The sequence below is a fragment of the Formosa sp. A9 genome (genome assembly GCF_051200825.1).
Classification (GTDB): Bacteria; Bacteroidota; Bacteroidia; order Flavobacteriales; family Flavobacteriaceae; genus Formosa.
In genome coordinates, this window is the sequence record NZ_CP195158.1 from 3,579,777 (window position 1) to 3,595,498 (window position 15,722).

Consider the following 15,722-nt stretch of genomic DNA (forward strand, 5'->3'; position numbering starts at 1 on the left):
TGTCACTTAAAACCGCATATTTTTACTTTAACACAAATACATTATAACATATAATTCATTATCTTTGATTTATGTTCATTTTAATAGCAAATTGATTTTTCTTCCCTAATACAGTTTTTACACAACTAAAAAATCAATAAAATGAAAAATGTTCTATTTTTAATAGGAACCTTAATCTCCATATTTTCCTATTCTCAAAAAACAGTAGCGGAATTTGACGCTGTATTAGCACAATGGGATAAGCCCAACGAACCAGGAGGTGTTGTAGGTGTTGTCCAAAATGGGGAATTTATTTATCAAAAAGCTTTTGGTTTAGCTAGTTTAGAGTTTAACGTACCTAATAAAATTTCAACGAAATTTCAACTAGCCTCTATAGCAAAACAATTTACAGCAGCTTGCATTATTTTACTAGCACAAGAAGGCAAACTACAGTTAGACAACACCATAGATCAATATTTCCCCAATGGACCAGATTATTATAAAGATATTACCATACAACATTTACTAAACCATACTAGCGGAATCTGGAGTTTTGAGCAAGCCTTTGATCTACTTTTAAAAGATATAATAATTACCGATTATGAAATAGAGAAACTACTTAACAGCCTATATATCACCAATTTCCCACCTGGCGACCAATGGTCATATTGCAATTCTGGATATTGGTTATTAGGTAAAATTGTGGAAAAAATTTCGGATAATTCCTTAGAAAATCACCTAAAAGAGCATTTATTCACCCCTTTAAAAATGTATGACACCCAACTTGTTAAAGATCCAGAAATCATTATATACAACGCTGCTAACGGATACTCTAAAGACATTAATAACAGTTATAAGCAAAGAATTGAAATAGCTAGAGATATTGTTTCGAGTAGAGCAATTATATCCACATTAGAAGATCTCAAAAAATGGGAAAATGAATTTTACCAAATGACTATTTTAAATGCCGATTTCTGGAAACAAATGACGAAACCGGGTGTTTTAAACAATGGAGAAATTCTAGAGTATGCATCAGGATTAAATTCACCAGTTTATAAAGGTTTTAAATTAATCGGCCATTCAGGAGTTAGTTTAGGGTTTCGTACTAGCTTCCATACTTTACCTGAGAAAAAACTATCGGTAATTGTTTTATTGAACAATGGAAACATTTTTGAATATGACGTCTCCTCGGCTTTTTTCGACCTTTTTATTCAGGATAAAGATACCACTTCAATTACCCCCAATTATGAAACTACTGTTAACGTTCCCATTGAAATGCCTTTAAACAAACTACAACAATTTTCTGGAAATTTTGCTCTTGAAGAAAGCACGCAATTTAATTTTAGCATAATAAATAATCAACTTACTGGTATTTCTGGAGAGAATAATGTTCCATTTCAACTAGTTCCTATATCCGATTCTGTTTTTGTCCACGCCACCACTCCTAAAGATTTTTATGTTTTATCCTTAAAGACATTTACCTTTTCTGAATTTAAAAACAAACAACCTTCCAAATTAGATATACATGTAAAAAACGAATACGTAGATCTCGTAGAGCATTTAAATAGACAAGCCGATTTTCACCTTAATTTAGATTCATACGTTGGTATTTACAGAAACGAAACCCTAAATGTTTCCTATGAGTTTATTAAGAAGAATGAGAACTTGTTTTTAAAAGTAAAAAATTACGAACCGATAAAAATCAATTTTAAAACTCCCTATAAAACATATAACATACCACATATTGCATGGGGTGGCTTCACCATCACCTTTTTAAAAAAGACCAATGAGATTACTAGTCTAATCCTTTCATCTGACAGAGTCCAAAATCTCGAATTAAAAAAAATAAAAACATAATGATCTTTAAAACAATAAAGTTATAAACTAAAAAATCCGAAGTATAATGCTTCGGATTTTTTAGTTTATAATCATATAACTTCCTTAAATTTGCACAGCAAAAATTTAGATATGTATAGAAGTCATAATTGTGGTGAATTAAGAGCATCGCATATTAACCAAGAAGTAACACTTGCTGGTTGGGTACAAAAAGTACGCGATAAAGGATTTATGGTTTGGGTAGATTTACGCGACCGTTACGGTATTACCCAACTTATTTTTGATGCCGAGCGTAGCCCAAAAGCTATTATGGAACAGGCGCAAAAATTAGGGCGCGAATTTGTTATTCAAGTTACAGGAACTGTTATAGAACGCGATTCCAAAAACGCAAATATTGCCACTGGAGATATCGAAATTTTAGTATCGGAACTAAGCATTTTAAACCATGCTAAACTTCCACCTTTCACCATTGAAGACGACACCGATGGCGGCGAAGAATTACGAATGAAATATCGCTATTTAGATATCCGTCGTAATCCTGTAAAAAACAGTTTAATCTTCCGTCATAAAGTTACACAAGAGGTTAGAAACTATTTATCTAAAGACGGATTTATAGAAGTTGAAACGCCATATTTAATAAAATCGACACCAGAAGGTGCACGCGACTTTGTAGTCCCTTCCCGTATGAACGAAGGCGAATTTTACGCCTTACCACAATCGCCACAAACCTTTAAGCAATTACTTATGGTAGGTGGCATGGATAAATATTTCCAGATTGTTAAATGTTTTAGAGACGAAGATTTACGCGCCGACAGACAACCCGAGTTTACACAAATAGACTGCGAAATGGCGTTTGTAGAGCAAGAAGACATTTTAAACACATTTGAAGGTTTAACACGTCATCTTTTAAAAGAAGTAAACGGTGTGGAAATAGATGAATTCCCAAGAATGTTATACGATGATGCCATGCGTTTATACGGTAACGACAAACCAGACATCCGTTTTGGTATGGAATTTGGCGAATTAAATGCTGTTGCACAACATAAAGACTTCAAAGTATTTAACGATGCCGAATTGGTTGTTGGTATTGCTGTTCCTGGCGGTAATGCCTATACCAGAAAAGAAATAGACAAATTAATAGACTGGGTTAAACGTCCACAGGTTGGCGCTTTAGGCATGGTATATTGCCGTTGTAACGAAGATGGCACATTTAAATCGTCTGTCGATAAATTTTACGATCAAGACGATTTAGCTAAATGGGCAGAAGCTACAGGTGCCAAAGCAGGCGATTTAATCTGTATCCTTTCGGGAGCCACAAATAAAGTACGTGCACAATTAAGTGCTTTGCGTATGGAGCTTGCAGAACGTTTAGGTTTAAGAGATCCTAAAGTTTTTGCACCGTTATGGGTCATGGACTTCCCGCTTTTAGAATGGGATGAAGAAACCGAGCGTTACCACGCCATGCATCACCCCTTTACATCGCCTAAACCAGGACAGTTGGAATTATTAGAAACCAATCCTGGCGACGTAAAAGCAAATGCTTACGATTTGGTATTAAACGGAAACGAGATCGGTGGAGGTTCTATCAGAATTCATGATAAGAAAACCCAATCTTTAATGTTCGACTATTTAGGATTTACTCCAGAAGAAGCTAAAGCACAGTTCGGATTCCTTATGAATGCTTTCGAATACGGAGCGCCACCACATGGTGGTTTGGCGTTCGGCTTAGACCGACTGGTAGCAATACTTGGCGGACAAGAAACAATTCGAGATTTTATTGCTTTCCCAAAAAACAACTCTGGCCGCGATGTTATGATTGATGCTCCAGCACCAATAGACGACGCGCAACTGGACGAACTGCACTTGTCTTTAAATTTAAAATCATAAACCATTAAAATCCTGCACATGCAGGATTTTTTAGTAGATTTATTGTATGCCTAAAAAAACCGTCTTAAAGCAATTTTTAATTTGGAGAGCCAAGCACATCTCCCAAAGGCAATTTGTATATTTTTTAAGCATCGTCTTGGGGTTTACCTCGGGATTGGGAGCGGTAACTTTAAAAAACCTAACCCATTTTATTCAACACTTTTTAGAGGGTAATTTTGTAAAATATTACCATCATGCCTTCTATTTTGTGTTTCCTATTATTGGATTTACACTGGTTTACCTTATCATAAAATACATTATCCGCAACAAAGTAAGTCACGGTATTCCTTCAACACTTTACGCCATTGCCAAACGCAAAGGTATAATGCGGCAATACCAAATGTTTGGTTCTATTTTAACAGCCCCTATTACCGTTGGTTTTGGAGGTTCTGTAGGTCTGGAAGGCCCAACTGTTGCTACCGGTGCAGCTATTGGTTCTAACATTTCCAGAATGTTCCACATGAACCAGACTACACGTAATTTACTGGTAGGTTGCGCTGCTGCTGGCGCCATGTCATCGATATTCAAAGCGCCTATTGCAGCCATTATTTTTGCTATAGAAGTGTTTAGTTTAGACCTCACATTGGCTTCGATGCTTCCGCTGTTATTAGCTTCGTTATCGGCAATATTAACCTCGTACTTTTTCTTTGGTGACGATATAATTTTACCATTTAAAATTGAAGACGAGTTTCATTTTTCAGATGCGCCGTTTTATATGATTTTAGGCGTCGTTGCTGCCCTAGTGTCTATATACTTTACAGTAGTTTACGACCGCATTCAAAGTTTTTTCGACACCATTTCTTCACCTATGAAACGTGTATTGATTGGCGGTATTGGTATTGGTATTCTCATTTATTTTATTCCGCCTTTATACGGTGAAGGGTTCGATGTTATAAACAACTTAATTGCCGGAAACCCAGAAAAAGCACTTACCAATAATTTTTTAGGTTTAGACACCTCTAACTTTTGGACCGTAATAATGCTACTATGCGGGTTAATTGTATTTAAAATTATTGCCAGCGCCTTAACTTTTGGAGCTGGAGGTGTTGGTGGTATTTTTGCCCCTACCTTATTTATGGGCAGTTTAATGGGGCATTGTTTCGCTAAATTAGTAAATTATAGCAGTTGGTTAAACAGTTCTATTTCCGAAAGTAATTTTACATTGGTGGGTATGGCAGGCCTTATGGCTGGGGTATTGCAGGCGCCATTAACCGCTATATTTTTAATTGCTGAATTAACAGGAGGCTACGATTTATTTATTCCGTTAATGCTGACTTCTGCCATTTCGTTTAGCATTGCCAAAAGCTATTTACCGCACTCTGTGTATACGATGGAACTCGGGCGTAAAGGCGAACTTATTACACACGATAAAGACCATGCTGTGCTAACCTTAATGGATATTAAAAAAATTATTGAAACTAATTTTATTCCGTTAAACCCTAAAATGACCTTAGGTGATATTGTTCACCAAGCTGTAGTTAAATCCAATAGAAATATCTTTCCTGTAATTGGTCAGAAGTCAGATAAATTAGTAGGTATAATTTTACTGGACGACATCCGGCCAATCATGTTCGACCAAACGCTATACGACAATGTGCTTGCAAGAGATGTTATGCAAAATCCGCCAGAAATCATCGACCTCAACAACGATAAAATGACCGATATTATGAAGAAATTCCAAGATAGCGGCGCATGGAACCTTCCTGTTGTTAAAGATGAAAAATATATTGGGTTTATCTCGAAATCGAAATTACTCACGGCTTACAGACGCCAGTTAATTAATATTACCAATTAGATGCTGTTATGAAATACGTACTTTACATACTATTTGCATTAACTTTAGGAAGTATTTTTGCAGGCTTTATTTTAGACGTACCCTATGCCGAAAAGCTTATAGGTTTTGGTGTGGCCGGCTTATTTTTAATTGTATTCCCCATTTTTGCCTATTACCGTTGGAAAGATAAAGATGTGAAAGATTACATGCTTACCAAGGAGAACTTACAGAAAATGCGCGAGCGCGAAGGCGACGACCGAACGCTTTAATTTAAATTCCGTTTTTCAATAAAAAAACGCTTCATTAAACCCGAAGCTTCATCTTCCATAACACCACCACGCAATACGGTTTTAGGATGTAATTTTGTTTGTAACTGAATACAACCACGCTCGACATCTCTTGCACCGTAAACAATATTAGAAATCTGACTCCAATATAATGCGCCTGCACACATTTGGCAAGGTTCTAAAGTAACATAGAGTGTGCATTTTTTAAGATATTTACCGCCTAAATAATTGGCGGCAGCTGTTATAGCCTGCATTTCGGCATGCGCTGTAACATCGTTTAGTGTTTCGGTTAAATTATGTGCCCTTGCAATTATGGTATTATCAATTACAATAACTGCACCAACAGGAATCTCGCCTTTTTCGTAAGCACGCTCTGCTTCTTGCAGTGCCTTTTTCATGAAATAAGTATCGTCAAAAATATTTTCCATGCTGTAAAAATACAATTTCAAAACGTACATTTGTACTCGTATGGCACATTTACTTTCAAATATAAATTCACCTAAAGACCTTCGGAAATTAGCTGTTAAAGACCTTTCTTTTTTAGCTAAAGAAATACGCGATTTCATTATAGAAATCGTTGCCACTAAAGAGGGACATCTTGGGGCAAGTCTGGGCGTTGTAGAGCTTACCATTGCGCTTCATTATGTGTATAATACTCCAGACGATCTTTTAATCTGGGATGTGGGACATCAAGCTTATGTGCACAAAATTTTAACCGAACGCCGTAAACTTTTCGATACAAACCGACAATTTGGAGGCCTAAGTGGATTTCCAAAACGCGACGAAAGTATTTACGATACGTTTGGTGTAGGGCATTCGTCAACTTCTATCTCGGCAGCACTAGGTATGGCTATTGCATCGCAACTCAAAGGCTTTGTTAACAAACAACATATTGCTGTTATTGGAGATGCTTCTATAGCCAGCGGAATGGCTTTTGAAGGGCTAAATCACGCAGGTGTTACCCAAGCCAACATTTTAATTATTTTAAACGATAATGCCATTGGTATAGACCCCAGTGTTGGTGCGCTAAAAATGTACCTTACCAATGTAAAAAAAGGCACACAAAAACAAGACAACATTTTTGAAGCATTAAATTTCAAGTATTTCGGCCCTATAGACGGACACGATTTACCAAAACTTATTGAAACCCTGGAACATTTAAAAACAGTTCAAGGTCCGAAGTTTCTTCACCTTATTACCACAAAAGGAAAAGGTTTAAAACAAGCCGAAGAAGACCAAGTAAAATATCATGCTCCTGGAAAATTCGATGCTAAAACTGGTGACTTAATAGTGAAATCAACAACCGTACAACCACCAAAATTTCAAGATGTTTTTGGACATACTATAGTAGAACTAGCCAAGCAGAATAACAATATTATTGGCATTACACCTGCCATGCCTACAGGTAGTTCTTTAAAATATATGATGGCCGAATTTCCAGACCGCGCTTTCGATGTTGGTATTGCCGAGCAACATGCGGTAACGTTGGCTGCTGGCATGGCCACACAGGGCTTAATACCCTTTTGCAATATCTACTCAACATTCTTACAACGGGCTTACGACCAAATTATTCACGATGTTGCCATACAGAATTTACCTGTAATTTTTTGTCTGGATCGTGCTGGTTTGGTGGGTGAAGATGGCGCTACACATCATGGGGTTTTCGATTTAGCTTATTTAAGATGCATACCAAACCTTATTGTTTTTGCGCCTAGAAACGAAGCAGAATTACGCAATATCCTTTATACTGCCCAACTTGGGTTATCGCACCCCATTGCAATTAGGTACCCCAGGGGTAGAGGTCGCGAAATTGACTGGAAAACACCTTTCCAAAAGATTGAACTAGGAAAAGCTGAGCAATTAAAATCCGGTAACGAAATAGCCATTTTAAGCATAGGGACAATGGCTTACAATATTGAAGATGCCATAAATGTATTGAACCCAGAATTACAGGCTAAAATAGGGCATTACGATATGCGATTTGTTAAGCCTTTAGACGAAAAATTACTGCACAGCATTTGCAAGACGTTTACTAAACTTGTTACTATTGAAGACCATGTTTTATCTGGCGGATTTGGTAGTGCTATTTTAGAATTTGCATCAGCTCACCATTACAAGATCGCGATAACAAATTTAGGCATTCCAGACACTTTTATAGAGCAAGGAAGTATAATCCAACTACAACAGCATTTAGGCTTAGATGCCACAAGCGTTGCCAAAACATTAGAACACCTATTACAAAACTAAATATAAACAAAAAAGCGAGCCAGAATTCTGGCTCGCTTTTAATATGGTTTATGTGTTTCTGTTTATTTTACGATAACCTTTTTAGTAGTTGTTAACCCTGCACTTGTAAATTTAGCCAAGTACACTCCTGAAGCCACACGAATAGAAATATCGTTTGTTGCATTACCAGATAAATTCAAATTCTTCACATATACGGTCTGCCCGTTTAAGTTAAATATTTGAAGATTAACTTCACCTAAATTAGATTTAGAAGTTACTTTAAAATTACCTTCAGATACTGTTGGGTATAAAGTAATTCCTGAAGCTAACTCATTTTCTTCTACACTTAAAGCACCAGCAGTAAACTTACCTGCAAATATACCTCTACCATAAGTAGCAGCAAAGATGGTATTGTCATCACGTAAATCTAAATCCATAACTTTTACGTTACTCATACCATTAAATGCCGATTTCCAAGTTGGTGCATCACTCATAAAGTTAGAAGTGTACCACACCCCTAATTCTGTACCCACAATAACTTCTTCTGGTTTTAATGGATTTTGAAGTATGGCTTTAACAGGAAGATCTGGTAAATCGCCATCTTTTTGTGCCCAAGTTGCTCCAGCATCATTCGTGTACCAAATATTATTAACACCATAGTTATGGAATGTTACAAACATTTCGTTGGTAGATCTTCCAAACTCGATATCGGAAATACTTCCTAAAAAGCCTGGTGCTGGAATTTCTTCCCATGTTTGTCCCCATGGCGCACTAGCCATTGTCACTTTTAATAGTTTACCATTAGCCAAACCTAAATACAACGTACTGTGCGAACTGGTTTCGTCGTAAGGCGAAACAGCCAAAGCGGTAGCCGAAGCATCCATCAAAGCGTTTTTAATAGTATTTACAGTATAAACACCCGACTCACTTTTTGTTCTAAAAGTTCTAATAGCTGGAGCTGATGCAGTTGAGTAGTTCGAGAATAAGAAATCTAGTCTAGAATCTAACACCTGCGGATTAATAAAATCGCCTATGTTGGCATCAGAACTAAAAATGGTAGCTCCCTCTCCTGTTTTATAATCTATTTTTCTAATACTGTTGTTGTACACGTAGTTGGTTATAAAATAGGTATCGGTTCCATCTTGGTCAAAAGACGTATATGCACCATCTCCTCCAGTAACATCTTCGGATCCGTTGATGCCTGCTGAAGCATTTTCAAAATAAGGCGTCCCGTTATCTTGTGTTCCTCCTGCAAAATATTCACCTGTAATAGCAGTTGTTGGGGCAACACCAACAGTATAGAATTGCGTTACATTATATCCAGTATTTCTCGCGGTTGGGTTGGTACCACTAGTTGACGAATAATACACCCCACCATCGTTACCAAACACCATTTTAGAGGTATCGCCATTACCAAATACTATAGCATGTTGGTCGGCGTGCATTTCTGGAAATCCAAATCCGCCATACCAATGTGTTAACTGATTCCAAGTTGTACCTCCGTCTTCACTACTAAAATAATCTATTCCTCCAACAAATGCCTTTTCATCGTTATTTGGGTCTAGAGTGATAAATAAATCGTAAAATGCTTGTCCTCTACAAAAATCGTTTGCAGCTATGTTTGTATCGGCATCATCTGGTAAAGGTAAACTTTGTGCCGTAGCAAAACCATCGGTTGTTTTTTGCATAATTACAGGTACACTAGCGCCTTCGGCCAATACATAAATTTTGTTGGCATCGGTTGCCGATGCAGCTAACTGCGTACGTCTGGCCGCCAAAGTGTGTTTAAGAATAAAAGCGGTACCATCTGTTGATGCAAAAATAGTTCCTCCGCCATCGCCATGAATCTGACTTTGCCTTGTAGATACCCAAATGGTGTTATCAGCCCCTAAAACAATATCGTTAGGCTCGTATCTGTTTCCTGCTGTAGTTAAAGGCAGTCCTAACTGACTCCAAGACGTCCCTCCGTTAGTCGATTTAAACAATCCGTAATCTCCAGGGCCAAATAAGGTTGAAGGACTAGCCTTGCTATAAAATGTAGAACCCGCAGCTACATACACTTCCGAAACGCCATTATTATCTCTTACCACGATGTCGTTTACATGCTGATTACCTTCTAATACATAAAACCCACCAAATTCTCCAGCACTTGCTGTTATGGTTATATTTACGGTTTCACCTGCATTAATTTGAGTTGCAATTTTTGCTCCATCTTCTTGGGAAATCATTAATGACGGAATTTGCACTGCTCCCGTAGGATCTTCGCCGCCCATAACAATAGGGTTTCCTGGCTCGTTATTTATCATAATAACGGCTATGGCTCCTGCATTTTGCGCATTAAGCACTTTTTCTACAAACGTACAATTGCCACGATAAATTAAAGCTATTTTTCCATTAATGGCAGAAGCATTATCTAATAAAGCACAAGCCTCTGTTGGCTCTGCCAAAACTAAGTTTCCTGTGATATTTTCGTCTGCCTGAGGACCGAAACTAGCACTTAAAGACGTATAAGTACCTGCAACACTTCCTGGAGAGTTTACAATCATTTCCGAATCGGTTTGTAAAACGGTTTCTCCTTCCGCACCACCAAAAATATGAGTCCAAGAGTTTCCGCCATCTGTAGATTTCCAAACACCATTACCTTGAACATCACCTGAAACATAAGATTCCCCTGTCCCCACATACATAATTTTACTGTTATTAGGGTCTACGGTAATGCAAGTAATGTTTAAATTTTCTGGTATATCGACAGCAGTCCATGTTGAAGCAGGATCGGAAATTTTTGTGTTTTTCCATAAGCCACCACTAACACCACCAGCGAATACTGTTTCGTTTGAAGCGTCGTTAGGATCAAAAATTAAAGCTCTTGTTCGTCCACCTACATCATTTGGGCCTCGCTCTACCCAGTTGTTGTTCGTGTCGTCTCCTGGCACTCTGCCATTGGCTAAACTTTTGTTGCGCTGTTCCAACAATTCTTTTTGAATGACAGCTAAATTTTCTGGTGTAGGTCGTCCCAATCTAGGGTTCATGGTAAGCTCCCACATACGTTCGTTGTAACGTTTAGGAGGTAAACCTTGCTCTGCACGCTCTTTTTTAGATAAGCCTTGAGTGTTTTTAAACGGGCTGTTTTCCAAATGTTTAGCATGCAACGCCCGAAGCTCGGTCACCGAGTCTGCCGGTGCATCTTTCTTTTGTTCGCATGAAGCTATTACGACTGCTAAGCCTAATACGCCTAATGCGCGGTGTAGTTTATTTCTCATATTGTTTAATTGTATCTCACAAAAATAATTTTTTCTTGCTGTTACACAAGCATTCTGGTTTACGAATATAGCTTTCCTTGCAACTTTTTATATATCAAATCGGCCTGACTATCAGATAACAGCGACACATAATGACAGACATTTAGTAGCCGTAGATACAAGGAATCCTGATTAAAATCTATAGTTTCTGGCAACGTTTTTAATATTAGCGCATCGTAATTGCTTGCTCTTCCGTAGTACTGATTGTTAACTGCCTGAATAACCGTTTGTAATAAACGTGAAATAATTTCGTAACCCGCAATCTCTTTATCGAGCACTTCTTTAGATTGATAAATTTTTTCTACACTTAATTTTATGATGTCGTTAATTTGGGCTTTGTATTTACTTTTATCGAGTAACGACACAGTAAATGTTCCGTTTAAAATATCGTCTTCGTAAGTTTCAAACACCTCTATAGCTTCATTAATTAACGTACTAATGGCTAATGCTCTTAAATAACTTATGCGATCTTGCGTGGTTTGTAATTGATGATATTTATTGCTATCAATAACATCTTTCACCAATTTAATTAAATATTCTAAAGCAAAATCTTCATCGATAAGCCCTAGGTTAATACCATCTTCAAAATCAATAATCGTATAACAAATATCGTCTGCAGCTTCAACCAAAAAGGCTAAAGGATGCCTGTTAAATGCCACTTCTCCAGAGTCGGCTTTATATGACAGCCCTAGCGTATTTGCCACTTCTAAAAACGCTGGGTATTCGCTCTGAAAAAAACCGTATTTTTTATCGGCCACATGTGCGGTTGGTTTTTTGGGCAACGAGGCTTTAGGGTATTTAATAAAAGTACCTAAAGTAGCATAACTTAAACGAAGCCCTCCATCGCGGCCTGCACGACTTTGTGTCAAAATTTTAAATCCGTTAGCATTCCCTTCAAAATCGCATAAATCTTGATACTCTACAGCTGTTAAATCGGCTTTATACTCTTGCCCGGCACCTGTTTTAAAAAATTCTCCGATCGCTTTTTCGCCTGAATGCCCAAATGGCGGATTACCGATATCGTGGGCTAAAGCAGCCGTAGCGACTATAGCTCCAAAATCGTTTGGCAAGTAACCATGTACTGTTTTTAAATCGGGATATTTTTCCAATAATTTTTGACCTACCCTTCTGCCCAAAGAACGAGCAACTACACTTACCTCCAAACTGTGCGTTAATCTGGTATGCACAAAATCGGTTTGAGACATGGGGATCACCTGTGTTTTATCTTGTAAGCTTCTAAATTCTGCCGAAAAAATAATACGATCGTAATCTACTTCAAACCCTAAGCGCGTTTCGTCTTGATCTTTACGTAATCGTTTAGTAACATCGCCATAGCGATTAAGAGACAATAATTCTTCCCAATTCATAATAAAAATTTAAGTCTGCGCAATATAACATTTTAAAACACAAAGCACACTGCAAAAACGCTATACACAAAGTTAAATCTAATGTTAAATTAACGTTTTCTAATTTTCTTTTTATCGCTGCTAGATAACCTTTAGTTAACCTTTTTATGAACTAGGTTTAATACTTCATTAACCTTGACTTTACATTATGCGAGTTTCTTTGCCCAATGAAAATAAACGACAAAATGAAACAAATTTTAATAGTATTTGGAATTTTAATCTCCTCTATTACTTATGCCCAAAACACCGGGACTATTGTTGGAAAATTAACCGACAAAGAATTTAACAACGAACCATTAGCGTTCGCCAACGTATTGATTAAAGGGACTACAAAAGGAACCACATCGGACATGGATGGGCTTTACACTTTTGAAGACCTAGAAGCCGGCCCTTATACCTTAATATACAGTTTTGTAGGCTACGAAACCCAAGAAGTTGACATTACTGTTGTGGCAGGAAAAGTAACCGAAGCCAATATTGTTATGGGCGCTAGTGCTGCCGCTTTAGACGAAGTTGTAATTACTACAACCGCAAGAAAAGATAGTGAAGTTGCCTTATTACTAGAGCAAAGAGAAGCTGTTGAAATTAAAGAAAGTATTGGATCTATAGAATTAGGAAAATTAGGGGTAAGCGATGCCGCTACTGCCGCTACTAAAATTTCTGGTGTTTCCAGCAGCGAAGGTTCTGGAGATGTATACGTAAGAGGATTAGGCGACCGTTATTTATACACCACTTTAAACGGAATGACAATTCCTTCTGACGATGTTGACAAAAAGAATATCGACTTAGGTCTTTTTCCTACTAGAATCGTGGAAAGCATCTCGATTAGTAAAAACTTTTCGCCAGAAAGTTCATCTGACCAATCTTCGGGAAGTATCGACATAACATCTAGAAGTTTAGTTGGAAGCGACGAACTACAATTAGGTTTTCAAACAGGAATAAACACCAATGCTATTGGACAGAGTGAATTTAAACAAACTGCCAATAAAGATGATATTACATTTGGATTTTACTCTAGTAACCTTTCTACAAAAGATGCCATTACACAACAATCTTGGAACACAGAAAGCGCTATTTTACCTTTAAACTACAGATATACTCTAACTGCAGGAACTAAAATTGGAGATAAATTCAAAATTTTATTTAATGGATCGCAATCCAGTGATTTCGATTATAACCAAGGAGAATTTCAACAATTTAACCGTAACCTGTTAGACGTAAACTATACCGATGCTACAAACTACAGCAATACTATTAGTACATCTGGACTTGTAGACATGTCTTACGATTTTAACGACAATAACAACTTAAGAGCTGTAAGCTTGTTTGTTAACAAATTAACCGATCGTGTTTTTGAAGCAGGTAGAAATCGTCAAGGTTTTGTTTTTGAAGAAGTAAACGATCCAGATTCTTATAGCCAATATGTGTTAGATCAAAATACCATTCAAACTAGACTTTGGGTAAATCAAATTATGGGTGAGCACCAACTTGGTTCTAGAAACAACCTGACTTGGGGTTTTGGTTTTAACCAAATGGATGCCGACGAACCTAACCGTATCAGAAATGAGGTTAACATAAAAAAGCCAACCGATACAGAGCCAGAAACTATAGAATTGGCAAACCAAGGTGGTACACAACAAAGAAAGTCGTTCCAAGATATCGAAGACACAGAATATAGTGCCAGATTAAAAGATGTATTTAACATTTTTGACAACGACACGATATCATCTTTAAAATTAACAGTAGGTGGTAACTATAGATATAAAACCAGAGATTTCGAATCGCAAGTTTATGGTGTAGACGAAGTAGGTGCGCCAGGACAAGTTGTTCCGCCATCTATAGATAACATCGGAGCTGTTTTTACTCAAGAGAATTTCGATAGCGGTGTTTTAAACTTAGTTGAACAACGACCAGATAGCTATAACGGCGAATTAAACTCTGCCTCTGGTTTTTTAAGCTTTAATTACTCTATTAATAAATTCAACTTTATTTTAGGTGCTCGTTATCAAAACGACGAAATCATTGTAGACTATAATGTAGGTAACGCACCAGGAGGGCGCTATGGTAGCGTAACTAAAAACTACGACAATATTTACCCAGCACTTAATGTTAAGTATGCGGTAAACGAAAAAAATAATTTAAGATTAGCTGCCAGTAAAACCATTACCTTACCAGAATTTAAAGAAATCGCTCCTTTTGGTTACGTATCTCCAACCAACCAAGTTGTTGTAGGTAATATTGATTTGGAAGCTAGTAATGTTTACAATTTTGATGTTAAATGGGAACTTTTCCCTTCTAACAAAGAACTTATTTCGGCAACTGGATTTTATAAATATATAGACAACCCAATAAACAGAACCTTAGACAGAGGATCGTCTGGATATTTCTCATTCTACAACACGAGCGATAGAGCACAGGTATTTGGTCTAGAACTTGAAGCCGATTTAGGTTTAATCTCATCAACAGAAGACAATGGCCTTAATTTAGATTTAGGTTTCAACTTTACCAGAATGTGGCACAACCAAGACTTAAGAACCATTTATAACGACAATGGCTCTATAGCAAGCACCTTTACTTACAATGGTAAAGACGAAATTGGTCTAGAAGGCGCATCAGATTACATAGTAAACGCCTCTTTAAACTTCTCGACAAATTGGGAAAGAAAATTCAATGCAAACATATCTGGGAATTATGCATCCGATAAAATTTACGCTTTAGGAAGTGCTCCAGATAGCCAAACAACTCAATCTAATTTATACAACAACGAAATTATCGAAAAAGGATTTGTAGTGTTAAACGCCACCATAAACCAAGAACTTTCAGATAATATCGATTTAAGTTTCAAGGCATTTAACATCTTAAACCCTGAAATAAAAAGAACTCAAGATGTAAGAAGTATTTCAACAGGTACAGAAAGTACACAAACAACACGCTCTTATAAAAATGGAGCAACAATCTCCTTAGGAGTAAATATTAACTTTTAGAATTA

At 37.1% G+C, this 15,722-nt stretch carries 9 protein-coding genes; 6 read left to right on the forward strand and 3 right to left on the reverse strand.

Translation table 11 applies throughout. The annotated features are described in order from the left end of the window. Positions 1-141 precede the first annotated feature (141 nt). The 4 genes from ACR9EA_RS15725 (at position 142) to ACR9EA_RS15740 (ending at position 5,784) form a co-directional block, all read left to right on the forward strand. Entirely contained in the window at positions 142-1,836 is a 1,695-nt protein-coding gene (locus ACR9EA_RS15725; protein WP_435135170.1) for a serine hydrolase domain-containing protein, read from the forward strand. A 111-nt stretch (positions 1,837-1,947) separates the two neighbouring features. Next, positions 1,948-3,702, forward strand: coding sequence for an aspartate--tRNA ligase (gene aspS, locus ACR9EA_RS15730; protein WP_435135173.1), 1,755 nt, complete (start codon positions 1,948-1,950; stop codon positions 3,700-3,702). Positions 3,703-3,748: 46 nt separating this feature from the next. Beyond that, positions 3,749-5,536 (forward strand): chloride channel protein, encoded by a 1,788-nt coding sequence (locus tag ACR9EA_RS15735; protein WP_435135176.1) that lies wholly within the window; start codon positions 3,749-3,751, stop codon positions 5,534-5,536. 8 nt (positions 5,537-5,544) lie between these two features. Further along, positions 5,545-5,784, forward strand: coding sequence for a hypothetical protein (locus ACR9EA_RS15740; protein WP_435135179.1), 240 nt, complete (start codon positions 5,545-5,547; stop codon positions 5,782-5,784). On the opposite strand, the gene ACR9EA_RS15745 is transcribed toward ACR9EA_RS15740, so the two are convergent. Continuing rightward, the gene (locus ACR9EA_RS15745; protein WP_435135182.1) at positions 5,781-6,230 is read right to left on the reverse strand and encodes a nucleoside deaminase; all 450 of its coding nucleotides are present in this window, start codon (positions 6,228-6,230) and stop codon (positions 5,781-5,783) included. The two genes, ACR9EA_RS15740 and ACR9EA_RS15745, sit on opposite strands and share 4 nt — an antisense overlap. A 40-nt stretch (positions 6,231-6,270) precedes the next feature. On the opposite strand from ACR9EA_RS15745, the gene dxs reads away from it, so the two are divergent. Then, positions 6,271-8,049 (forward strand): 1-deoxy-D-xylulose-5-phosphate synthase, encoded by a 1,779-nt coding sequence (gene dxs / locus ACR9EA_RS15750; protein WP_435135185.1) that lies wholly within the window; start codon positions 6,271-6,273, stop codon positions 8,047-8,049. A gap of 62 nt (positions 8,050-8,111) precedes the next feature. On the opposite strand, the gene ACR9EA_RS15755 is transcribed toward dxs, so the two are convergent. Together ACR9EA_RS15755 and ACR9EA_RS15760 are read right to left on the reverse strand one after the other, a co-directional pair. Then, entirely contained in the window at positions 8,112-11,288 is a 3,177-nt protein-coding gene (locus ACR9EA_RS15755) for a PA domain-containing protein (RefSeq protein WP_435135188.1), read from the reverse strand. A gap of 59 nt (positions 11,289-11,347) precedes the next feature. Continuing rightward, a complete protein-coding gene (locus ACR9EA_RS15760; RefSeq protein WP_435135191.1) occupies positions 11,348-12,694 on the reverse strand; it encodes a deoxyguanosinetriphosphate triphosphohydrolase in 1,347 nt (448 codons plus the stop codon). A gap of 224 nt (positions 12,695-12,918) precedes the next feature. On the opposite strand from ACR9EA_RS15760, the gene ACR9EA_RS15765 reads away from it, so the two are divergent. Then, positions 12,919-15,717, forward strand: a complete 2,799-nt coding sequence (locus ACR9EA_RS15765) for a TonB-dependent receptor domain-containing protein (protein WP_435135193.1) — start codon at positions 12,919-12,921, stop codon at positions 15,715-15,717. The last annotated feature ends 5 nt before the right edge of the window (positions 15,718-15,722 follow it).